The sequence below is a fragment of the Fibrobacter sp. genome (genome assembly GCF_045131395.1).
In the GTDB taxonomy this organism is placed as follows: domain Bacteria; phylum Fibrobacterota; class Fibrobacteria; order Fibrobacterales; family Fibrobacteraceae; genus Fibrobacter.
This window is the reverse complement of sequence record NZ_JBGUQY010000036.1, coordinates 63329-84706: the sequence shown is the minus strand read 5'-3', so window position 1 is coordinate 84706 and position 21378 is coordinate 63329. Positions and strand designations below refer to the sequence as shown.

At 50.4% G+C, this 21378-nt stretch carries 17 protein-coding genes; 11 read left to right on the top strand and 6 right to left on the bottom strand.

All coding sequences use genetic code 11. The annotated features are described in order from the left end of the window. Positions 1 to 36 precede the first annotated feature (36 nt). Positions 37 to 1185, bottom strand: coding sequence for a phospho-N-acetylmuramoyl-pentapeptide-transferase (locus ACJMNB_RS09480; RefSeq protein WP_405341812.1), 1149 nt, complete (start codon positions 1183 to 1185; stop codon positions 37 to 39). A 57-nt stretch (positions 1186 to 1242) separates the two neighbouring features. Here ACJMNB_RS09480 and ACJMNB_RS09475 point away from each other — a divergent pair, with 57 nt between their 5' ends. After that, the gene (locus tag ACJMNB_RS09475) at positions 1243 to 1731 is read left to right on the top strand and encodes a hypothetical protein (protein WP_405341810.1); all 489 of its coding nucleotides are present in this window, start codon (positions 1243 to 1245) and stop codon (positions 1729 to 1731) included. A 20-nt stretch (positions 1732 to 1751) separates the two neighbouring features. Then, positions 1752 to 2369: a LysE family translocator gene (locus tag ACJMNB_RS09470; protein WP_405341808.1), complete on the top strand. Its 618-nt coding sequence runs from the start codon at positions 1752 to 1754 to the stop codon at positions 2367 to 2369. A gap of 2 nt (positions 2370 to 2371) precedes the next feature. Here ACJMNB_RS09470 and ACJMNB_RS09465 read toward each other — a convergent pair whose 3' ends face one another. Both ACJMNB_RS09465 and ACJMNB_RS09460 read right to left on the bottom strand, forming a co-directional pair. Next, entirely contained in the window at positions 2372 to 3673 is a 1302-nt protein-coding gene (locus tag ACJMNB_RS09465; RefSeq protein WP_405341806.1) for a hypothetical protein, read from the bottom strand. A 63-nt stretch (positions 3674 to 3736) separates the two neighbouring features. After that, the gene (locus ACJMNB_RS09460; RefSeq protein ID WP_405341804.1) at positions 3737 to 4696 is read right to left on the bottom strand and encodes a bifunctional oligoribonuclease/PAP phosphatase NrnA; all 960 of its coding nucleotides are present in this window, start codon (positions 4694 to 4696) and stop codon (positions 3737 to 3739) included. A gap of 99 nt (positions 4697 to 4795) precedes the next feature. Between ACJMNB_RS09460 and ACJMNB_RS09455 the strand changes: the two genes are divergently transcribed. From ACJMNB_RS09455 to ACJMNB_RS09430, 6 genes are all read left to right on the top strand, one after another. Then, positions 4796 to 5623: a Cof-type HAD-IIB family hydrolase gene (locus ACJMNB_RS09455; protein WP_405341802.1), complete on the top strand. Its 828-nt coding sequence runs from the start codon at positions 4796 to 4798 to the stop codon at positions 5621 to 5623. A gap of 125 nt (positions 5624 to 5748) precedes the next feature. Continuing rightward, a complete protein-coding gene (locus ACJMNB_RS09450) occupies positions 5749 to 7626 on the top strand; it encodes a diguanylate cyclase (RefSeq protein ID WP_405341800.1) in 1878 nt (625 codons plus the stop codon). After that, on the top strand, positions 7616 to 9277 hold the full coding sequence (locus ACJMNB_RS09445) for an EAL domain-containing protein (protein ID WP_405341798.1): 1662 nt from the start codon (positions 7616 to 7618) through the stop codon (positions 9275 to 9277). The genes ACJMNB_RS09450 and ACJMNB_RS09445 overlap by 11 nt, the downstream gene beginning before the upstream one ends. A gap of 81 nt (positions 9278 to 9358) precedes the next feature. Beyond that, positions 9359 to 11848: an NPCBM/NEW2 domain-containing protein gene (locus tag ACJMNB_RS09440; protein ID WP_405341796.1), complete on the top strand. Its 2490-nt coding sequence runs from the start codon at positions 9359 to 9361 to the stop codon at positions 11846 to 11848. Then, the gene (locus tag ACJMNB_RS09435; RefSeq protein ID WP_405341794.1) at positions 11845 to 12933 is read left to right on the top strand and encodes a glycosyltransferase; all 1089 of its coding nucleotides are present in this window, start codon (positions 11845 to 11847) and stop codon (positions 12931 to 12933) included. Before ACJMNB_RS09440 ends, ACJMNB_RS09435 begins: the two co-directional genes overlap by 4 nt. 23 nt (positions 12934 to 12956) lie before the next feature. Continuing rightward, the gene (locus ACJMNB_RS09430) at positions 12957 to 13643 is read left to right on the top strand and encodes a hypothetical protein (RefSeq protein WP_405341792.1); all 687 of its coding nucleotides are present in this window, start codon (positions 12957 to 12959) and stop codon (positions 13641 to 13643) included. Positions 13644 to 13652: 9 nt separating this feature from the next. On the opposite strand, the gene metF is transcribed toward ACJMNB_RS09430, so the two are convergent. From metF to ACJMNB_RS09415, 3 genes are all read right to left on the bottom strand, one after another. Continuing rightward, on the bottom strand, positions 13653 to 14540 hold the full coding sequence (gene metF / locus ACJMNB_RS09425; protein ID WP_405341790.1) for a methylenetetrahydrofolate reductase [NAD(P)H]: 888 nt from the start codon (positions 14538 to 14540) through the stop codon (positions 13653 to 13655). A gap of 113 nt (positions 14541 to 14653) precedes the next feature. Next, positions 14654 to 15628 (bottom strand): hypothetical protein, encoded by a 975-nt coding sequence (locus ACJMNB_RS09420; protein WP_405341788.1) that lies wholly within the window; start codon positions 15626 to 15628, stop codon positions 14654 to 14656. Positions 15629 to 15741: 113 nt separating this feature from the next. Beyond that, on the bottom strand, positions 15742 to 17862 hold the full coding sequence (locus ACJMNB_RS09415) for a glutamine synthetase III (RefSeq protein ID WP_405341786.1): 2121 nt from the start codon (positions 17860 to 17862) through the stop codon (positions 15742 to 15744). Positions 17863 to 18185: 323 nt separating this feature from the next. Here ACJMNB_RS09415 and ACJMNB_RS09410 point away from each other — a divergent pair, with 323 nt between their 5' ends. From ACJMNB_RS09410 to feoB, 3 genes are read left to right on the top strand one after another with little or no spacing between them, the layout of a single operon-like run. Further along, the gene (locus tag ACJMNB_RS09410) at positions 18186 to 18611 is read left to right on the top strand and encodes a metal-dependent transcriptional regulator (RefSeq protein WP_405341784.1); all 426 of its coding nucleotides are present in this window, start codon (positions 18186 to 18188) and stop codon (positions 18609 to 18611) included. Positions 18612 to 18649: 38 nt separating this feature from the next. Next, the gene (locus ACJMNB_RS09405) at positions 18650 to 18934 is read left to right on the top strand and encodes a ferrous iron transport protein A (RefSeq protein WP_405341782.1); all 285 of its coding nucleotides are present in this window, start codon (positions 18650 to 18652) and stop codon (positions 18932 to 18934) included. Next, the gene (feoB, locus tag ACJMNB_RS09400) at positions 18934 to 21228 is read left to right on the top strand and encodes a Fe(2+) transporter permease subunit FeoB (RefSeq protein ID WP_405341780.1); all 2295 of its coding nucleotides are present in this window, start codon (positions 18934 to 18936) and stop codon (positions 21226 to 21228) included. The genes ACJMNB_RS09405 and feoB overlap by 1 nt, the downstream gene beginning before the upstream one ends. The last annotated feature ends 150 nt before the right edge of the window (positions 21229 to 21378 follow it).

Below are 21378 nucleotides of genomic sequence, written 5' to 3'. Positions count from 1 at the left end.
TAAGACTGCCCGGCTCTATTTCAATAAGAACCTGGCTTACCTGATTCCGAAGAATACCACCATGCTGAAAATGAGCGCGAAGATGCTGATGAGGTGCATGCGCCACACGATCTTCGAATTCATCAGGGGCTTGCTCGGGAAACGGCCTTCCCACTTCTTTTGGTAGTGGTGGTGGAGCGGAGCGCAAAGGAAGATGCGCTTGCCTTCGCCGGTGGTTTTCTTGGTGAACTTGAACCAGCTAATCTGGAGCAACACGGAGCAAGCTTCGGCAATGATGATGATGCAGACGATGGGGAGGAAGAGTCCTGCCTGCACCAGAATGAACATGATGCCGATGGCTGCACCGAAACCCACGGAACCGGCGTCGCCCATGTAGATTTCGGCCGGAGGGCTGTTGAACCACAGGTAGGCGAGCAGAGCGCCTGCAATCGACATGGCCAGCGGGAACAGTTCGTCGCAGCCGGGCAGGTAAGGTACGCTCAGGTACTGGCTAAAGATAAAGTTGCCGCTCACGTAGGCCACCAGTCCGACAAATACCATGCTCGAAAGAATGGGCACAGAAACGAGGCTGTCGAGACCGTCGGTAAAGTTGGTGCCGTTGGCAGAAGCGGCAATCACAAAAGTCATGAAGCCCACGAAAATCCAGTTGGGGAGGTGTATCTGGAACACGTCGATGGGGCAGAAGGGGATAGTCAGGTCGCCTTTGAGTTCGGGAATGAACTTGTAGCAGAAGATGGCCACTACCAGGCTAAACAAGAAATAGAGGAATAGTCTAAGGCTGCTGGAAATACCGTCGGCTTTGTCCATGTAGTCGGCAGCCTTGAGCTTGCCCAGCTTGATGAGGCGCTTGGCCTTGACCTTGGCAATATCGTCGATGGCTCCTACTGCAGAGAACGCTGCAAGCACAATCAAGGTCGAAATGGTATAGCCGTTCATCTTGCACACGAGGAGCGACACAATTTCTACCACGATGACCAGGAGGAGGCCGCCCATAATCGGGGGCGACTTGGATTTGCCGTCTTTGTCGAAGTCAGATGTCGCATCGAGGCTCTGGAGCTTTCGGATATAGATCGGCATGAAGGTCATGACGAGGATGATGGAGAGCATGGCTGCTGTACCAGCACGGAACAGACGGCCATCAAAAAGATCAATATTCGTTAAATGATAAAGCCACTGACAAAGCATGTCGTAATAATAAAAAAATATGGGCGAATTCGCTGTAAAATTTCTAAATTATAGGGTATGAGTGAATTCCATATTGACTGCCCCCATTGCGGTACATCTTTTGACGCCCAGATTCAAGGTGATGGCGCCAACATGATGGTGTTTTGCTGCGCCCGCTGCAAGACTCCGTTGATGTATTACCATGGCGATGTTGCCGAGTTGGATCGCGAAGAATTTGCCGGACTCCGCAAGAAGCTGAGTCGCGCCATCGATGCCGTTGTGAGCAACGGCGGTGCCATGGGTGCGGTAGCCGAGGCCCTCAAGAAAATGGTGGAAGCCTCCGAAGCCCTGGCCGAAGAACGTTCCGAAAAGGGCGAAAGCTTGCCCAGTCCCCGTGAAGGTTCTGCTCCGTCGGAATTTGAAAATGTGGCTGAAAAAATTGCCGGTGCCATGGCTGCAAAAGATGCCGAAAAGGTGCAACCGGCGGTCATTTCGGACGACATGCTTTCGGACTTGCAGAAAGACCTCGACGAGCTGGATGTGGATAGCTTCTTGAGCAAACTCTAGAGGCTGTTTTAGGGCCGATTATGCTTGAATTTTTCATTGCCGCGTTAGTGGTAGGGATTGCTCCTGGCCCCGACAACTTATTTGTCCTTACACAAAGTGCGACTCACGGTGCCCGCGCCGGTTTTTGTGTGATTTTGGGCCTTTGTACGGGCATTTTGGTGCAAACGGGGCTTTTGGTGGCTGGCGTTTCGGCCTTGATTGCCGCCAGTCCGACGGCTTTTTTCGTGATGCAGTGCCTGGGGGCTGCCTACCTGCTTTATCTGGCCTACAAAAGTTTTCAAGTCCGTGCTGGTACGGTGGTAGACGGACATGCCAAGGGGGCTGAAACGTCGCTTCCGGGTCGCAAGCTTTACCTACGCGGCGTCATCATGAACTTGACGAACCCGAAGGCAGTCCTCTTTTTGCTTTCGTTCATTCCGCCGGCAGTTAAAATGGACCGTCCCATTCACCCGAGTCTGCAAATCGCACTTCTCGGTTTAGAATTCATTGCCGCGACGCTGATTGTGTTCGGCTCGGTCGCGATTTTGGCGGGTGCAGTTAAGAAGTTCCTGTTGAATAGCCCGAAGGCGAACCGCAACCTCAACTGGTTTAGCGGCGTCGTATTTGTACTGCTCGCTTTTGCGCTGTTCCTAGTATAACGCTACTTGAGCTGTGTCGTGATGTCGATGGTGCCGCCACGGCCAAACTGATCCATGTAGGTCAGCTTCCATGTGAACGAAGCCGGGGTTTTGTCCGAAGTGTTGATGAAACGCACCGAGAATTCTCTGGCTCTTTCGGGGATAATCCAGCCTTGGCATCTGCCGGCGGCACCTGATGGCATGGGATTGTATGTCTGTGCCACGATACCGCAGCCTTGGTTACTGACATAGGTGTTGTATTCAATGGAACTCTTGGAGAAAAGGGATTCCTTGGCATATCTAATTTCATCAAACAAGGTGTACCCGTGTTCAAGGCGTTTTTCGCTGTTGGAAATGTTTGCCTTGACGGTGTCAATCTCATCTTTAGGGAATACCATGGAATAGGGTTCCGTCACGCGTTCTAATGGCATGAGAGCGAAATTGGCGTCTAGGTGCAAGACAAAACCTTCGGGCAGTCCGCTGGCGCTCATTTTATAATTGCTGACAAACTGCACCAAAGTGGTACATGTGGCTGCCGGGAGTGTCGAAAGCTGGGCCTTGATTCCTTCAATGTCGAATTCCGGGATGTCGGCGTAGGGAATGTACGAGGTAAGGGCGCTGTCGCCTAAATTGATGTCGATGAGCCTTGTCTCGTCGGTGTTTCCCTGGAAATATTTAGCATGTCTCTCGTCCCCGTCATTGGGAAACATTCCTTCGCTATGAAAGTCGATGTATCCTCCGACATATTCAATGCAGCTTTTTTGACGGCACGCAAAGGATCCGTCGTTCTGGATTTCGCAGCCGCCTTGGTCAAAATAGCCCGTGTCAAGCGTCCCGTTTTCGACAGGGTAGAGCAGTCGGTAAATCTTATGGCGTTCGTCTTCGGGTTCGTTGCGTAATTTGCTGTAACTGCTGGAAGATCGCGTAATCGGTTCAAAAAGTGAGGTGTCTGTACTGCTGCTAGTTGCGGAGTTTGAAACCGAGGAACTAGATGGCGTGACATTTGCACTTGATTGTGTCTCTGATTCGCTTGATGATAACGTAGTTGCAGAACTTGAAGGCGCCTCTATTTCGCTAGATGACGATGTTGTTGTTGAACTGGAGGGACTTTCTGCTGCGCTTGATTCCACGGAGCCTGAAACTTCAGAACTTGAGGAACCTTGTGTGGGGCTGTCTGCTTGACCGCTAGACAATCTTGCATCGGAACTGCTAGAAAGTTCACTTGACGCATCTACAGCGTCGCTTGCGTTATCGGAACATCCTGCTAGGAAAGCTGCCGTAAGGACTATGGTTGCCGACAGTCCGTGTATGAATTTGCTCTTCATGCTATTCTCCTTCTATCGTATTTTAATATACCAAAAAAAGAGAAAGGCTGGTCGTAAAATATTTTAAAGCTGCTTTTCAATCAGCCCCAGGATCTTTTCGATAGCCACTTCGGGGTTGTCGCTGGTGTCGCCACCGGCGGCACGGGTGTGGCCGCCGCCACCGAATTCCTTGGCAATGGCGTTCACGTCTACAATGTAGTTGCTGCGCAGGCTAATCTTGTACTTGCCGTTCACGGGGTACAGGAGTAAGGCCACTTCGGTGCCGCCGACTTCGCGGATGGTGTCAATGACGGTGGAAAGTTCCACGGGCGTGACACCGAAGCGTTCCATGTCTTCGGGCGTGATGTAGCTGTAGACGACTTTACCGCCCAAGCCGAGCTTGCATTGCTGCATGGCAAAGCCCGTAATAAGGGTCTGCTTGTAGGTGCGGGTGTAGTAAGTTTCGTTTACGATTTTGGCGAAGTCGACGCCCTTTTCGATAAGGTCGCCCACCACCTGCATGGTGCGCTTGCCGGTGCAACTGTACTTGAAGGCGCCTGTGTCGTGGACAATTCCAAGATACAGGGTGCTGGCTGTTTCTTGGCTGATTTTGTCCTTGGAGAGCTGCATGAACAGCACTTCGCAGGCCGAACTTGCTTCGGGCTCCACGAAGTTCACGGTGCAAAGGTTCAGCGGGTTAGAAATGTGGTGATCGATGTTGACAGTCTTCTTGGCAGCCTTGACGCATTCGGCTCCGTTTGCACCCACGCGCTCAAAGCTCGGGGTATCCATCAAGAAGGCCAAGTCGTAGGGCTTGCCGTCATTGCATTCGGCAGTCCAGGCGGAGCGGGCATCGCTTGTGCCGCGCAGAATCTTGTAGCTGTCGGGGAAGTTTTCAAGAAACAAGTCCGCGGTAATGGCGGGGTAGTTGTCCTTGATGTAGTTGTAGATACTGGTGGTTGAACCCACGCAGTCGCCGTCCGGACGAACATGCCCGAAAATGGCCACAGTCTTCGCTTCGCTCAATAATTCATCGATTTTCATGTTAAGGAATATAGTAAATGTTTCTGAAATTCATATTTGGATTGCCGCGTTGCCCTAGGCTCCTCGCAATGACGTATTTGATTTTCTAAATTAGCCTGCATGAAGCTGCTTTTTACCGATTTGGACGGAACGCTCCTGACCGACGACAAGACCATTCTCGATGTGGACATGAAGGCCATCGAGGGAATGCTTGCTCGCGGGCACAAGCTGGTGCTCTGCACCGGGCGTCCGCTTACCAGTGCAAAGCAGCTGGCTCAAAAGTACGGCTTTGACAAGCCGGGATTCTTCCTGGTGAGTTTCAACGGCGGGCTCATTTACGACTACGCTACCGAAAAATCCATCCTCACGCGCCGAATCTCCGTAGATGACGTCAAGTTCATTATGGATGAGGCTCATAAGCACGGCATGCACGCGCACACCTACTCGGGCGATCTGGTGGTTTCGGAATACGAAACTGAACAGCTCAAGAACTACTGCCGTATTATGCAGATGGATTACGTGGTGGTCAAGGATATCCGCGAATACTATGGCGAGTTCATCAATGTGGTGGTCAAGCCGCCTATCAAGGTGAATATCATTACGCCCTTTGATCACGATAGCTTGGTAGATTTTAGAGCCGAAATGCGCAAAACCACTGCCGGCAAGCTCTTTGACGTGTTCAGCAAGCCCGAAATGCTGGAATTTTCGCATATGCAGAGTAACAAGGGCGATGCGGTGCGTTTTATGGCGGATTATTACAAGGTTTCCCTCTCTGACACCATAGCCGTGGGCGACGAAGAAAACGATTGTCCCATGATTGAGGCCGCCGGGGTGGGAATTGCCATGGCCAACGCCTCCGAGGTGGCAAAATCCGTGGCCGATTATGTGACCAAGGCCGACAATAATCACGGCGGAATTGCCGAAATTATCGAAAAATTCGCAGTCTAGCCGTTTTAATCACAAATATTCCAAATTGGAATATTTACGGTAACTTTTTTCAAACAAAATTGTCATCATTGATATATCTTCTATATTGTTATATGGTATAATGGTATAGGGGATATTGCCAATTCATGAAACAGTTCCAGTTTGATTATCACAGCATTACGTCGTTGAAACGCGACCTCGACAAGATTGGCCTTTGGTGCAAGTCAAGGGTGTTTTCTCATTTGGTATTCCAGATCTATTCCAATTCTATGGATCGGGGACAAATCGATCTTGTCTGTGACGTTATTTCGCAGAATTTCCCGGATTCCATTTACATGGGCTGCTCCACGGGCGGTAATATTGTGGATGGGCGGCTTTCTAATGCCGAGATTTCCATTATCTGCACCATTTTCGAATATCCCACGACGCAGCTCAAATTGTTGCAGTATACCATAAGTGCTGAAAATGCCGTTGATGTGGTGGGCAGTATCAAGGAAGAAATCAAGGCGAATCCTTGGGTGAAGGCTGTTGAACTGCAAATCACGACCCTTGGTGTTTCCATGACGCCGTTCTGTGATGCATTCAAGGATGTGGATCCGTCGATTGCCATTTTTGGCGGTGGCGCCATTAATCCGAATTTGACGAGTACAGAAACTTGTGTCTTCTCCAATGTGGGCGGGTATTCCGGAAAGGGTGTAGTTGTCCTTTTGATAGGCGGTGAAGACTTCTACATCTATACTACTCACGTCATTGGTTGGAAACCCCTTGGCCGTGAATTTTTGGTGACAAAAGCGAAGGGCCCTGTACTGTACGAATTGGACGGCGTCCCTGCCTATGAAATTTATCATCGCTATTTGAATATTCCCAATGACGAACACTTTATTTACAACACGTTGGAGTTCCCGCTGTTCTATAAGCGCAACGGGATCGACATCATGCGTTCTCCGTTGACATGTAATGAGGATGGTTCCATGCTCATGTCTTCGGATGTCGACGAAGGCATGAAAGTGCGTCTCGCTTATGGCGACCCGTGGACGATTCTTGCAAGTGTCCGAAAAGATGGTCGTGAGGTCGGGGTGTTTGGCCCTGAAATTGTCAAAGTTTATTCTTGTGTGGTGCGTCGAATCTTTTGGGGTAAAGAAGAAATCAGTGGAGAAACGCTGCCGTTGCAGAGCATTGCTTCTACCTCGGGCTTTTATTCCTCTAGCGAATTCTTGCGTACGGGCTGCTGCGTGAACCAACACAACGCGACCCTTGTGGTAGCGGGAATGCGCGAAGGCAAGGGAGGGGAGCGTTATGACTTTGAAATGCCTCAAGAGACGTTCTCGGGCAAGGTTTCCATGATTAACCGCCTGGCCACTTTCATTGATGTAACGGCTCAGGAACAGGCTGAAGTCAATGCGAAACTTGCGTTGACATCTATTACGGATTCCCTTGCGGAAGTGTTTAACCGTGGCGAAATTCAGCGCAGAATTACCAAGTGCGTGGAATTGGGAAGGCCCGGCTGCTTGGTAATGCTGGATATCGATAATTTTAAACAAATTAACGACACTTGGGGCCACAAGGAAGGTGATAACGTCATAAAAGAAATTGGCCATGTCTTGCGGAGAGTGGCCGATGAAACTGGAGTGTCCGGGGTCGATGCCGCAAATTTTGACATGGTTGATTTTGAAGCCATGTGCGAAAAGGAATACGAACTTCATGGTGGTAGTTCCTTGCGACCGGTACCGGTGATTATGGATGTGAAATCTCCTATAGGCCGTTGGGGAGGTGAAGAATTTATGGTGCTTTTGCAGGATTCTTCATTAAAAACGGCTATAGAATTTGCCGATAGGGTGCGCGTCGCTTTCAATGATGTTACATTTGAAAAAGCTGGACGTCGTTCCGTGAGTGCCGGTGTGACCGAACTTAGGAAGGGCGAAAGCGCTGATGCAGCGCTTGTTCGCGTTGACAAGGCTTTGTACAGGGCCAAGAAGTTGGGCAAGAACTGCGTTGTTGCATCAGAAGGAGAAAATGATGGATAGCGTTGTAAAAACGAAAATTGATTCCTTGTTCGAGGCGTTTTCGGTACTTGCGAATGGGGCCTATACTTACGTTACTGATGTGAGGACCGATTGGACCCGTTGGTCCAAAGAGGCTGTTCGCTATTTCGGTTTGCCAGATGAATACATGCAGGGTGTCACCTATGCCTGGATGGAAAAAATTCATCCGGATGACCGTGCCGCTTATAAAGAAAATATTGAAGCGGTCATGAAGGGCGAAGCGACTGAACATAATCTTCAATATCGTGTGCTGACAAAAGACGGACGCTACATTGTTTGCACTTGCCGCGGTGTATTGCTCCGTAACGAAAAAGGGGAACCCGACTATTTTGGCGGGACTATCAAGAACAACGACACCCTGAGTTATTTTGACGATGTTTCCAACATGAGAAGCCTTTATGGTTTCTTGGAAGATTTGCAATCGGCAAACTGGCGTGGAGAAAGTTTGCAGATAATGACTTTGGGCATTAATGATTTTTCGCGCCTGAACGAAATTTACGGCTACACCTTCGGAAACCGCGTGCTGCAGGAATTTTCAAAGATGCTCAAGACCGAGGCCCATGGCCTGGGCGATTGGTATCGACTGGATGGAACCAAGTTCGCCATTGTCTGTAAAAGTGCCTCTGTTGAAGACTTGAAGAACCTGTACAAGCGCATCCAGTACAACTCCATTCATGAATTTAATGTGGACGGAACTCGCGTGGTTCTTTCGTTCGTGGCTGGTGCCGTTAATCTGGAAAAATTTGATGTTACCGCAGAAACGGTTTATTCGTGCTTGCGCTTTGCTTATTATGAATCCAAGAATAATCACTTGGGTGAACTGTTCGTTCTTAAGAACAACGTAAATGACGACAAGCGCTTTGCGATTGAACGTATCAACGTGATCCGCAACAGCATTGTGAACAACTGCGAAGGGTTCTACTTGTGTTACCAGCCGATTGTGGATGCCAATACCGAAAAGGTGATTGGCGCTGAATCCTTGATTCGCTGGAAAAACGAGGAATACGGCGTTGTTCCCCCGGTGGAATTTGTAGACGTCCTGGAACAGGATAACTTGTTCCCGGAACTGGGCAAGTGGATTTTGAAAACGTCTATCAGGGATGCCAAAAAATTCTTGGAAGCTTATCCGGGCTTTGTGATAAACGTGAACCTTTCGTACACGCAGCTTGAAAAGCCAGACTTTGTGGATAGTGTTCTGGAGGTTTTGGAAAAAGAAAAGTTCCCGCCGCAGAACCTGTGCCTGGAAATCACGGAACGCTGCCGTCTTTTGGATATGACTCTTCTTAAGGATATTTTCACGAGGCTTCGCAATCGTGGAATCAAGGTTGCCCTTGATGATTTCGGTACGGGATTCAGTTCTATCGGCGTGCTGCGTGAGCTCCCGGTGACCACGGTGAAGATTGACCGTAGCTTTGTGATGAATATCGAGCAGAATCCCTCTGACCAGAAAACGGTGCGCTTTATTTCGGAACTTGCCGATTCCTTCTCTTCTTCAGTGACTGCAGAAGGTATTGAAACGCCTGCAATGCGAGAATTCCTGTTGCGCTTCAAGATCAAGAGCCTGCAGGGTTTCTATTACTCGAAACCGCTTCCGGTCGAAGAGTTCATGGATAAGTACATCGAAAAAGAATAAACTCTTAAAAATGAATATGAAAAAGCTCTTTCAGGTATCTGAAAGGGCTTTTGTTTATCAAGTATTAGCTAAATTAAAGGCATGAAGAATATTCTTGAGCGTCTGGGCATTGGCCGCAGGCATTTTACTGTTATTGGAATTACGCTGGCCGTATTGGTTGTCGCATTCCTCATTTTTAATAATTTGACCGTTTCTTACGCTAGACGTTGGGATATCGATTGGGGTTATTACTCCATTCTTTCGACCTTCATCCTGCTGATTGTGGGTTTGGTGGTCAATATTCCGGTGATTGCCCAAGGATGGAAAGGTTTTAAACCCTCGGGAAAAAGCATTTGTGCCTTTGCGGGCATTGCCCTTGTGTTTTCGGTATTCATGTTCGGGAACATCAGCAATACCCACCGAGTCTTGAGCGATGAAACTAGCTGGGAGTCCATGGGGCTCCAGATGTATTTTGAACATACGGGTGGCATTTGTAACGAAGGCGTATGGAACAATGGCGTGCTGGATTGTAAAACCGAGGTGAACAACTTTAAGGGCAAGGCTCTTGGTTTTGTTTATTCGCTGGTTTTTAATTTTGCATCACCCAATCGCGATACGGCTTTGCTGGTGAACTTCCCGTTCTACCTGCTTAGTCTGCTGTTCTTCTTCTTTGCCCTTTCCAAGTGGTTCAAGAATGAATGGGCGGCTCTGGCGGCGACGGCATTCCTAGGTGGCATGCCTATTTACCTGTTGCAGGCCCGTTCGGCATCCACCGAAGTGCTGTACATATTCCTGCTTGCGGTTTTGATGGCCTGGTATGCCTTTGTACCGGCAAGCAAGGTGAACTGGAAACATTTCTTGCTCACAGTGCCGCTGCTTGGCTTCTTTGCCCAGACTAGACAAGAAACCGTGTTTGCGTTTATTCCCTTCGCTCTTTACTACTACAAGTATTTCTTTGAAAAGGCTCACAGGCTTCCGCTGTTTGTGGCCGCAGTGATTGTAGTGAGCTGGCCTTCGGTGAATACCATGGCCGCTTATCGCGGTTACGATTTCCAGGGGGGCGAACATGCGGCCCATTCCCTTGAAAACTTCTGGTTCAACCTGAAGACGAATATTGAAGTCATGCTGAATCTGAATAAGGATCCGTCTTTTGGCGGCATTATGCAGAATCCTTTCTACACGACCTTTACCGTTATTCTGTTGGCGGCTACTGCATGGCTCCTGTTCCGTCTGATTTATTCTCGGCGCTACTGGCGCGGTGCCTTGCTGGGCATTCTGTTCTGCCTGCAGATCTTTGTGATTCTCCTGAATGTGTCGGGAACCTTCACTATCGACATTAACCAGCGTTACGTGCTGGTGGCGCTCCCGTTGTTCGCCCTGATTATGGCCCTTGGCCTGTACGACGCCCTGGTCTTTTCGACTAAGATGAAACCTGAGGCGGCGGGGAAGATTATTCTGGCCGTGGCGGCGGCACTTTCGCTTGGACTCATGATTTACCATGGGGATAGCTACCGCCACAATATGCTCTATTACAAGAATAAGTTGCTGGGTGAAGAAGATTATTTGGACAAGGCTCTCGAAAGCTATCCCAAGAATTCCATCTTTATCTATGCGCGCCCCTGGCAGATGCTTGCCTCGGGACATAGCTCCTTCAGTGAACGCTCCTTCATGAGTTGGGACAATGAAACCTTTGCCAAGTGGCAGCAGGTGTCGAATGGAAACATCTATATGGTTCGCGGTCAGGATGGCTATGGTGAATTGAACCGCAAGTCCCGTGTGGTGGGCTTCAAGACCACGGATCAGGTGGACGAAATCTTGAAAGATTACAAGAGCGAAAGGGTGCTGATTGAACCTAAACTCTTTGGCTATCCCTTGGCGATTTATAAGATTACGGCTAAGAAGGGCGTGTCTACCTACTTGCAGAATTTCTTTGTGAGTGACATGGAAAATAACGCCATGATCGTGAACAAGCGTTTCCCCGAAACCATCACTTACGCCTATTCCTTGAATGGCGAACTGCAGGAAGAACTGATGCTTTCGCTGCCGTCGGATACGTTGATGCTGGATTCGACCAAGATCAAGGCGGGCATGAACCGCGTGACCCTTGAATGTGTGATGCCGGATGCAGACACCCTTAGGCTGGTAAAGGATTTCTTTGTGGAATCACCCAACGTACTGTTGCTTTCTGAGTTGAAGATGGATAGCTTTGACCAGGCCTGGGGACAGCCCCAGAAGAATACGACGGTGGAACATCGAAAGATTACCATTGACAAGGAAGTATTCCGTTACGGAATCGGTTCCCATGCACCTTCGTTTATGAAGTTTACGCTCCCTCGTTCCTTCGACAAGTTCCATGCAACAATCGGTCTTGATGACGAGAGCGTTGGTGGCGATGGCGCATCCTTCATTGTGCTGGGAGATGATCGCGAACTGTTCCACAGCAAGCGCATGTATTCTACCGAAAAGCAATCCATTACGGTGGATGTCAAGGGCGTACGAGTCTTGGAACTTCGTCTGGACGAAGGTGACAAGCACGATAAGGATTATGACCACGGCGATTGGGCCAATGCCTGGCTGGAGGCTTCTCGTTGAAAGTCCTGGTAGCACCTTTGGATTGGGGACTTGGGCATGCAACCCGTTGCGTGCCCGTGGTTCGTGAGTTCCTGAATCAAGGTGCCGAGGTGGAATTGGCGGTGGTGCGTTCTAACGCTACCTTGCTGCGTGGCTTCTTCCAGGAACTTCGCCAGCGTCTGGCTCCGTCTTACAATATCGTTTACCCCAAGCACGGCTATAACATGGGCTTGTGGCTAGCCAAGAACGGCGTCCATCTGCGGAAGGTGATGAATTATGAACATCGCTTTGCCGAAGAAATGGTGGAACGCTACCATTACGATGTTCTGGTGTCCGACAACCGTTTCGGATTCTATAGTCGCCATGCGAAATCCGTTTATATGACGCACCAGCGTCGCATTGCCTTCCCGAAGGTGCTTTCGGCTTTTGAGCCTGTGGGAATGCTTTGGCATGCTTCGGTCATGAAGCATTTTGATGAAGTCTGGGTTCCGGACTTGCCCGAATTCCCAGGGTATGCGGCGGGGCTTTCCCATGTGAACAAGTCGCCGGTGCCGGTAAAGTATGTGGGGGCCTTGTCCCGTTTTGAAAATCATCTTGGGACAGAAACTCCCCGGAACTACAAGTTTGTAGCCATTGTCTCGGGCGTGGAACCGGCGCGGAGTCGCTTTGAATCGTTGCTGCGCAATGTACTTGCCAAGGTTCCCGGTCGTCATGCCATCATTTTAGGAAAGCCTGTTCTAGGAGTGAAATCCTGGAGCGAAGGCAATATCGATTTCCATACCCATTTGCCCGATAGGGAGTTTGCAGAAGCTGTTCGTGGAGCCCAGTGGGTGGTGTCCCGCGGCGGTTACAGTACGGTGATGGATATGGCTGTCCTTGGCGCGAAATGCATTTTTGTGCCGACTCCCGGGCAGTACGAACAGGTGATTCTTGCCCAGGATTTAGCCCGCGAAGGTTATGCGGCAACCATCAGCGAATCGAATTTCTCTATCGAGACTTTGCTTGCGGCCATGAGCGAAAAAGGAAACGTCTCGTTGCCTAAACCGAAGGATAACGCCCTTTTAAAGAATGCCGTGAGCGACGTTCTGACAACTAATAACATTTAACTGCGCTGAAGGTGCTTTGAACTATGCCTCAATTCATTCTCGCATTCCCTTTGACTAAAGAAGTGGGCGAACCTCTCGCCCTGACCGAAACTGCAACGCTGGCCGCCGATGCCCAGTCGGTGATTATTCCCGGTTGCGGCGTGATGTTCAAGGTGGTCCGCAAGGAACATGTGCCTGGTCTTGCCGATATTTTTAAGGAACATCAGGATATTTCTGCTGATGCCGCTGCAGCAATTGAGGCTCACAGGTCCCTGCTGTTCTTGATTGGCGAGGTCAAGAATATTGACGAAGTGACTCAGGTGAATATGGCCATTCTCAAGGTGTTCAACGCTGGTGCCTTGGGCGTCTATATGCAGCAATGTGGTGCGGCCTGGACAGATGCCGGCTTCCGCGAAGAAGTGGGTGACGGTGAATATCCCATGGATCCGTGGATTAACTTTGTAGAAGCGGGCGAGACTATTTATACACTGGGCCTTGCGACTTTCATGCTGCCTGATTTGTGCATAGCCGCTAGCGCCGAAGACCCGCAAGAGGCTTTGCTCATGGCTGTCGACAGCCTGTTCGGCGATGGTGTTCCTGCCAAGTCCGGCTCCGAGGTGGATCTGGGCGAAGGTGTCCACTATGTGCTTCGTCAAGAAGCGAAGAATCCATTCCCAAAAGAATCCCCTGAATACAATAAACAGGGGATTCTCAGATTGATTAAAAAGTAAAGTCGGAACTTATTTAAAGTTCTTTCCCAAAATCGCAGTCACATTCTTGAGAATGCCTTCGGCAACGTCGGGCTTGTTCATCGAGTATACGTGAACGTTGGTGATGCCGTTGGCGTACAGGTCGATAATCTGATCGCTGGCGTAAATGATGCCGGCCTGCTTCATGGCTTCAGGATCGCTACCGAATTTGTCCACCAGAGATTTGAAACGCTGCGGCATGAAGGAACCGGAAAGCTTGATGGCGCGTTCCACCTGGTTTGCGTTCGTAATCGGCATGATACCGGGGAGTACCGGGCAGGTAACGCCTGCGTCGCGGAGCTTGTAGAGGAAACTAAAGAACAGGTTGTTGTCAAAGATCATCTGGGTGGTAAGGAAGTCTGCACCGGCGTCCACCTTTTCTTTAAGGTGCTTGATGTCTTCAGCCTGGTTGGCACTTTCGGGGTGCTTTTCGGGGTAGCAGGCGGCACCAATGCAGAAATCGGCGTCGGCGGCCTTGAGTTCGCGAATGAGTTCCACGGCGTAATGGTAGTCGCAGTTGTCGCGGCCCTTTTCAATGAGTTCCGGAGTCAAGTCTCCGCGGAGCGCCATCACGTTCTTGATGCCGGCGGCCTTCATGTCTTCGATGCGCTGGTGAACGGTGTCCTTGCTGCTAGAAACGCAGGTAAGGTGGGCGAGCATCGGAATGCCGAACTTTTGCTTGAGGTTCTTGGCGATATCGAGGGTGAAGTGGCTAACGCCGCCGCCTGCGCCGTAGGTAACGCTCATAAAGGAGGGACCGAGAGCGGCGATAGATTCGGTGGCTGCCTTCACGCTTTCGAAGCTAGTCTCTTTTTTAGGCGGGAAAACTTCAAAAGAGAGGCTCATCTTATCTTGCTTCAGAATGTCGATAATCTTCATAAAATCTCCGTGGGGCGGGTCGGACCGGCATCCCAAGTCTATGCAAATATGTTAATACGTGCATAAATATATAAAAATTCTATGGATATGGCAATGCCCCAATAGGGGGCATTTTAGAATTTTCGGGTGAAAATGCACATGATGGTGCGAAGATCCCATTCTGCGCCAACTTGCTTTTGCAACAGTTCTTCGTTCGCCTTGTAATGGTCGTGTTCGTAGCGGCGGTCTCTCGATATGGCGGCCATGAGCATTCCGTTCCAAGTTTCGTTGACCTTGAACGAAAGCATGGGCACGATGCTTACGGTCTTGAAGGCGGGATTGTAATCTTTATAGATGGGATCGAAATCGTAGGCGTGCTTGAATCCGCTCACATTTGCAGCCAGCATGGCCATGGGCACTCGCTTGAAGGGCATCATGTAGATTAAGGTGCCGCCGTATTTGTAGCGGAAACCGTTTACCATGTTTCCGTTGCCCGCTTTCCAGACTTCTCCATCGTCGGCGCCGGTGTAGGCGGAGTAGGCGTATTCGCCCGACAGTTTCAAGATGATTTTGGTCCAGTTGCTTTTAGGGAGTAAAACCAGCAGGGGGAGCGTCAGGGATGATTTGTAGGTGAATCCGTAGGCGTATTCTGTAAAGATGATGTCTTGACGGTAGTTGCGTTCTTCGGCATCATAGACGCCCATGAAAGTGGAGGTCTTTCCGTAGTTGAGGGCGGTTCCTCCGTTCGCCTGAATGCCGAGTTCCAGTAAGTGAATCAGTTCTACGGAAACATCCAGCTTTAGCCCTAAGCCGGCAAAGTTTGCTTCGCCTGCGGCAGAGCCCTTGAGGGTGGCGAGTTTGCCCGGCTTTTGCCACTTGTAATTCGTCAGCCAAGCGGGAGCGGGGAATGCAAAGAAGGGCCAGCTGTGCAAGGTCTCCGAATTCTTCAGGGAATTGTGGGGGAGGATGATTCCGACAATCGAAAGCTTGTGTTCTTTTTCGAACACTAGGGAATCGCTGGCTGCAGTTTCTGCAAAAATCAGGGAAGCGCAAAATAAAACCGAAAGGATGATTTTCGGGAAAAGTCGGATTTTCGGGGCGGCTTCCATGGCGACTAATATAGTTTATTTATTGGTGAATGATGTAAAAAAGCAATCCGCCGGCACGGGGCCGACGAATTGCATTTTTGAGGTTCGGATTATTATGAGGTTCAGGAGTACGATTAGTAAATAAACAACATTTCTCTGTACTTCGGCAGCGGCCACTTTTCGTCGGGGATCACGCTTTCGATCTTGTCGACGACAATGCGGAGGTCTGCCATGGCATCGAGGATTGCTTCGTGCTTGTCGCCGAGAGCCTTTTCCATGCGGTCGGTTGCTGCAGCGAGAGCCTTGTAGCTTTCACCGATTTCCTTGGCGTAATTGTCAACGGCGGCGAATCCCTGGGCGATCGCCATTTCGTTGGTCTTGAGGGCGTTGCTGTAAGCACAGAGCACCTGCGGGAGAACCACATTCTTGGCGATATCGAAAGCAATCTTTCCTTCGATGTGGATCTTCTTGTGGTAATCTTCCATGTTGACTTCGTAACGGGAATCGAGTTCGCGCTTGTTGAACACGCCGTACTTTTCGAACAGGGCCACATTTTCCTTCTTGTTGAGAGCCTGGAGGGCTTCCATGGTGGTGCGGATGTTCGGGAGACCGCGCTTGGCTGCTTCTTCCACCCATTCGTCGGTGTAGCCGTTGCCGTTGAAAATCACGCGCTTGTGTTCCTTCACGATCTTCTGCAACAGGTTCTGCAATTCTTCGTGGAACTTGTCGGCCGGAACACTCTGCATCTTGTCGGCGATGAGGTCGAAGGCTTCGGCGACGATGGTGTTGAGGATGACGTTCGGTTCAGAGCAGCTCTGGCTAGAACCCGGAGCGCGGAATTCGAACTTGTTGCCGGTGAAGGCGAACGGAGAAGTACGGTTACGGTCGGTAGCGTCGCGGGGGAGCGGCGGGAGCGTGTCAGAACCGAGCTTCAGGGCACCGGCCTGCTTGCTGGACTTCGGATCGCCCTTTTCAAGCTGGTCGATAACGTCGGCGAGCTGGTCGCCGAGGTACATGGAAATGATTGCCGGAGGAGCTTCGTTGGCACCGAGGCGGTGGTCGTTACCGGCGCTGGCAACAGCCATACGGAGCAAGTCGGCGTGGGTGTCGACGGCGTAGATGACGGCGCAGAGCGTGGTGAGGAAGATGGCGTTCTGGTGCGGGTCCTTGCCCGGGTTCAACAGGTTGGTCTTGCCGTAGTTCACAGACCAGTTGTTGTGCTTACCGGAACCGTTGATGCCGGCGAACGGCTTTTCGTGGAGCAGGCAGACGAGACCGTGGCGGTCAGCGACCTGGCGGAGCACTTCCATAATCTGCATGTTGTGGTCGCAAGCGAGGTTCACTTCTTCGAACATTGGAGCGAGTTCGAACTGAGCCGGGGCAACTTCGTTGTGGCGGGTCTTGGCCGGAATGCCGAGCTTCCAGAGTTCCTTTTCCACGTCGTTCATGAAGTTGATGATGCGGGCCGGAATGCTACCGAAGTAGTGGTCTTCCATCTGCTGGTGCTTTGCAGGAGCGGCACCAAACAAAGTACGGCCGGCCTGGTACAGGTCCGGACGCTGCAGGTAGAAACGCTTGTCAATCAGGAAGTATTCCTGTTCGGCACCGAGAGTGACGGTGACCTTCTGCTGGGCGACACCGAAGAGACCCATGAGGCGGTCGGCGGACTTCTGGAGGGCCTGAATAGAACGGAGAAGCGGAGTCTTCTTGTCCAAAGCTTCGCCAGTGTAGCTACAGAAAGCGGTGGGGATGCAGAGGGTTGCACCGTTGCCGTGACGCTTGATGAAGGCCGGAGAGGTCGGATCCCAGGCGGTGTAGCCGCGGGCTTCGAAAGTAGAACGGAGACCGCCGCTGGGGAAGGAAGAGGCGTCCGGTTCACCGACGATCAGGTTTTTGCCGCTGAAGGCGAGGATGGCCTTGCCGTCTTCGGGTTCGAGGAAGGAGTCGTGCTTTTCGGCGGTGGAACCGGTAAGGGGCTGGAACCAGTGAGTAAAGTGGGTAGCGCCGCGGTCGATGGCCCACTTCTTCATGGCATGGGCAACTTCGCCGGCGATGCTCGGGTCAAGCGGTGCGCCGCCGTCGATGGTGGCGAAGAGCTTCTTGCAAATGTCCTTGGGAAGATAAGCGCGCATGGCCTCGGCGTTGAAGACGTCTTCACCGTAGAAGTCGATGTTTGCGGGTGCTGCGGGGAGGTTGGCGCCAGCGTTTTCGCTGGCGATTTCCTTGATGGCTTTTAATCTGTATTCATTGCTCATGGCAATTATCTCCTAATTTGAATTTTTCGCTCTTCCATGAGCAAAAGCCGTGCCAAAACCGAAAAATGGCGAAATTTGTGAAAAAAGCCAGAATTCACTGTTCTTACAAAACATTGGGATTTTCCAAAAATTGAAAAAACGGATGTAAGATTACGAAATTTGTAAAACTGTCTTGGTGGGAGAGCTTAATGTTGGTCAATCCTAAAAATTTTTGTCTAGGTAACAAATTTAGTCTTGACTAATAAAGTTAGAATATCTATATTAGCCCTGTCTAAATAATGTTAGGTGATTCTAACTTGTCGAATCCGGATTGGAGATTTCGAATGGAACACACAAAATTAAGCCAAAGTCTCGAAGATTACCTGGAAATGGTGCATATTTTGCGCCTCGCCAACGGCATCGCCCGCGTCAAGGACATTGCTGCGGCCCTTACCGTCAAAATGCCGTCGGTGGCAAAGGCCATGATTGAACTTAAAAAGCTTGGCCTTGTAACGCAAGAACCCTACAGCGGCGTGGAACTTACAGAAGAAGGGGAGCGCGTGGCGGCCCTGATTTTGAACCGTCATATTTTGCTGAAAGGTTTCTTGATTAAGCTTGGCGTTTCCGAGGCCATTGCCGATAAGGATGCCTGCTGCATGGAACATATCCTTTCTGCAGAAACGCTTGGGAAAATTGAAGACTTTATGAAGCCCTCGGATATGAGTCCGGCTGCAAAAAAAGTGAAAGTTGTGAAGTGCTCGAAGAAGTAAGCTTGGGCGCTGTTAGGTGATGCTTGTAAGAGGATAAGATGAGTTGTAGTTGTGGATGTGGCGGAAAGTCGAAAACGAAAGAATGGAGTTCGACTCCTAAGTTTTCGGAACTTAAGCGCGGCGACAAAGTGAAGATTGTGGGGTATCGTACGGGTGATTCGCAGTACAAGTCTAAACTTCTTTCGATGGGGCTTGTGCGCGGAGTAGAATTGCAAGTGCTGCAGGTGGCGCCTCTTGGCGATCCGATTGAGGTTGCGGTGCTTTCTTACAGGCTTTCGCTCCGTAAAGAAGAAGCTAACGTGCTGATGCTGGAGAGAGTGTAATGGCTATTGACAAAGAAGAATTTACGATTGCGATTGCGGGTAACCCGAACTGCGGAAAGACTGCGCTTTTTAATGCTTTGACGGGTTCTAACCAGATTGTGGGTAATTGGCCCGGCGTAACGGTAGAAAAGAAAGAAGGTTCCTTTAAGCTCGACAACCACACCATTCGCGTGGTGGACTTGCCGGGTATTTATGCATTGTTCGCAAACTCCGAAGACGAACGCGCCGCTCTTGATTATTTGCTCAAGGGCGAAGCCGACTTGGTGGTGAACATTCTGGATGCGACGAATTTGGAACGCAACCTGTTCCTGACCAGCCAGCTCATGGAAAAGGGCGTGCCCATGGTGCTCGCCGTGAACATGATGGATATTGCGGCCCAGCGCGGCGTGCATATCGACTTGAAAAAGCTGGAAGAAATCTTGGGCGTGACAGCAGTGGGGCTCACTGCCGTGTCGCCGAAAAGCTGCGAAGGCTTTGTGAATGATTTGCACAAGTTGCTCCATTCCAGTAACGAACTTCCGCTCCCGAAGGCTGTGCAGCATTCCGAAGTGCTTGAAAAGTTGATTGCCGATATTTCGGGAACGCTTGAGCCGGTGGCAAAAGAACTGGGGGCGACCCCTCGCTGGACAGCGGTGCAGTACTTGGAACATAGTGGCCGCGTATTGGAAGTGGCTGAACGCCTGAATGTTTCTATTCCGCACGACAAGATTGAAGAAGACTTGGGCGAAGAAGTGGAGTTTGCCTTGGCGGATTCGCGCTATTCCTATGCCCGCAACATTGTGTCGCAGGTGATTCGCGATAACACCAACAAACGCACGCGTACCGATAAGCTCGACAAGTTTTTCTTGAACCGTATCCTCGGTATCCCGCTGTTCTTGGTGGCCATGTATCTCGTTTTCTGGTTTGCTGTGACGGTGGGCTCTGCGTTTATCGATTTCTTCGATATCCTGGTGGGCGGAATCTTTGTGGATGGCCTCACGCAACTTTTGGAAAAGATCCATGCGCCGGGATTTGTGGTGGCGCTCCTCGCCAACGGCCTTGGCGCCGGTATCCAGACGGTGTCCACGTTTATTCCGGTTATCTTCTTCATGTTTTTATGTCTCTCTTTCCTGGAAGATTCGGGCTACATGTCTCGTGCGGCCTTTGTGGCCGATAGGTTCATGCGGTTCCTGGGGCTCCCCGGAAAGGCGTTTGTGCCAATGATTGTGGGTTTTGGTTGCTCTGTGCCCGCTCTTATGGGTACGCGTACGCTGGAGAACAAGCGTGAAAGATTCTTGACTTTGTTCCTGGTGCCGTTTATGAGTTGCGGCGCAAGGCTCCCGGTGTATGCGCTGTTCGGTGCGGCCTTCTTTGGCAAGGCGGCTGGCAACCTGGTATTCGGTATCTATATGGTCGGCATCGTGATTGCGCTCTTGTACGGCCTGCTTTTGAGAAAGACTCTGTTCGTGGGCAAGGAATCCACCTTCATTATGGAATTGCCGCCTTACCATTTGCCCAAGTTCCGCAACCTCTTTAGGCATGCTTGGCTTCGCCTCCGCGAATTCATTTTCCGTGCGGGCAAGATTGTGCTTATCATGGTGACTGTGCTCGGCTTTATGGGCTCTATCGGTACCGATGGTAGTTTTGGCAACAACGATAATGATAAGTCCGTGCTGAGCGTGGTGGGCTCTGCCATTACGCCGGTGTTTGAACCCTTCGGTGTTGAGAAGGACAACTGGCCCGCCTCTGTGGCGCTCTTTACCGGACTCTTCGCAAAAGAAGCAATTGTGGGTACGCTGAATTCCCTTTACAGCATCGAAGACCAGGCTGGCGCAGATGCTGCAGAAGGCGAAGAAGAGGAAGAAGGCTTTAGCCTGAAGGCAACTGCAAAAGAAGCGTTCATCTCTATTCCTGTGAACCTCTCGGAAGTCTTTGGCAAGCTGGTGAACCCGCTGGGCGTCGAAGATGCTATCGAAGAAAGCGAAGATGCCGAAAACGAAGAAGTTGCCTCGGCCATGAAGGGGATGCGTGCGCATTTCTCGCTAGGTAAGTTCCAGGTGTTTGCTTACTTGCTCTTTATTCTACTCTATGTGCCCTGCCTTGCTGCTCTTGGAACGGCCTTCCGTGAACTGGGGCGTTATTACGGGACTTTGATGGTTGTATTCCAGACAATTATAGGTTGGAGTCTCTCGGTGTTGTTCTTCCAGCTGACGGTGGGTGGGTCTGCCCTCTGGATTAGTGTTTCGGCCGCGTTGCTTGTTGCCGTAGTAGTGACGCTGCTTGTTCTTGGAAGAAAGAAACGCTTTGTAGATTGATTACAAAAATTGTAACAATCGCAAGTTGTTTTACGTTTTTTGAAATTTTAGAATCCGTAAATTTTTGCGGATTCTTTTGTATTTTACATTTTTGACCAATTTTTCAATAATTGGATGGTTTTTCGTCGGCTTGGCATGATTTTTGCAAAT

Excerpts from the sequence above, each read along its gene's own strand:
- ACJMNB_RS09450 (WP_405341800.1), top strand. The coding sequence starts at position 5,749 with ATGAAACAGTTCCAGTTTGATTATCACAGCATTACGTCGTTGAAACGC.
- ACJMNB_RS09405 (WP_405341782.1), top strand. The coding sequence starts at position 18,650 with ATGAGTTGTAGTTGTGGATGTGGCGGAAAGTCGAAAACGAAAGAATGG.
- ACJMNB_RS09420 (WP_405341788.1), bottom strand. The coding sequence starts at position 15,628 with ATGGAAGCCGCCCCGAAAATCCGACTTTTCCCGAAAATCATCCTTTCG.
- ACJMNB_RS09455 (WP_405341802.1), top strand. The coding sequence starts at position 4,796 with ATGAAGCTGCTTTTTACCGATTTGGACGGAACGCTCCTGACCGACGAC.
- ACJMNB_RS09445 (WP_405341798.1), top strand. The coding sequence starts at position 7,616 with ATGATGGATAGCGTTGTAAAAACGAAAATTGATTCCTTGTTCGAGGCG.
- ACJMNB_RS09460 (WP_405341804.1), bottom strand. The coding sequence starts at position 4,696 with ATGAAAATCGATGAATTATTGAGCGAAGCGAAGACTGTGGCCATTTTC.
- ACJMNB_RS09475 (WP_405341810.1), top strand. The coding sequence starts at position 1,243 with ATGAGTGAATTCCATATTGACTGCCCCCATTGCGGTACATCTTTTGAC.
- ACJMNB_RS09410 (WP_405341784.1), top strand. The coding sequence starts at position 18,186 with ATGGAACACACAAAATTAAGCCAAAGTCTCGAAGATTACCTGGAAATG.
- ACJMNB_RS09430 (WP_405341792.1), top strand. The coding sequence starts at position 12,957 with ATGCCTCAATTCATTCTCGCATTCCCTTTGACTAAAGAAGTGGGCGAA.
- metF (WP_405341790.1), bottom strand. The coding sequence starts at position 14,540 with ATGAAGATTATCGACATTCTGAAGCAAGATAAGATGAGCCTCTCTTTT.
- feoB (WP_405341780.1), top strand. The coding sequence starts at position 18,934 with ATGGCTATTGACAAAGAAGAATTTACGATTGCGATTGCGGGTAACCCG.
- ACJMNB_RS09470 (WP_405341808.1), top strand. The coding sequence starts at position 1,752 with ATGCTTGAATTTTTCATTGCCGCGTTAGTGGTAGGGATTGCTCCTGGC.
- ACJMNB_RS09415 (WP_405341786.1), bottom strand. The coding sequence starts at position 17,862 with ATGAGCAATGAATACAGATTAAAAGCCATCAAGGAAATCGCCAGCGAA.
- ACJMNB_RS09465 (WP_405341806.1), bottom strand. The coding sequence starts at position 3,673 with ATGAAGAGCAAATTCATACACGGACTGTCGGCAACCATAGTCCTTACG.
- ACJMNB_RS09440 (WP_405341796.1), top strand. The coding sequence starts at position 9,359 with ATGAAGAATATTCTTGAGCGTCTGGGCATTGGCCGCAGGCATTTTACT.
- ACJMNB_RS09480 (WP_405341812.1), bottom strand. The coding sequence starts at position 1,185 with ATGCTTTGTCAGTGGCTTTATCATTTAACGAATATTGATCTTTTTGAT.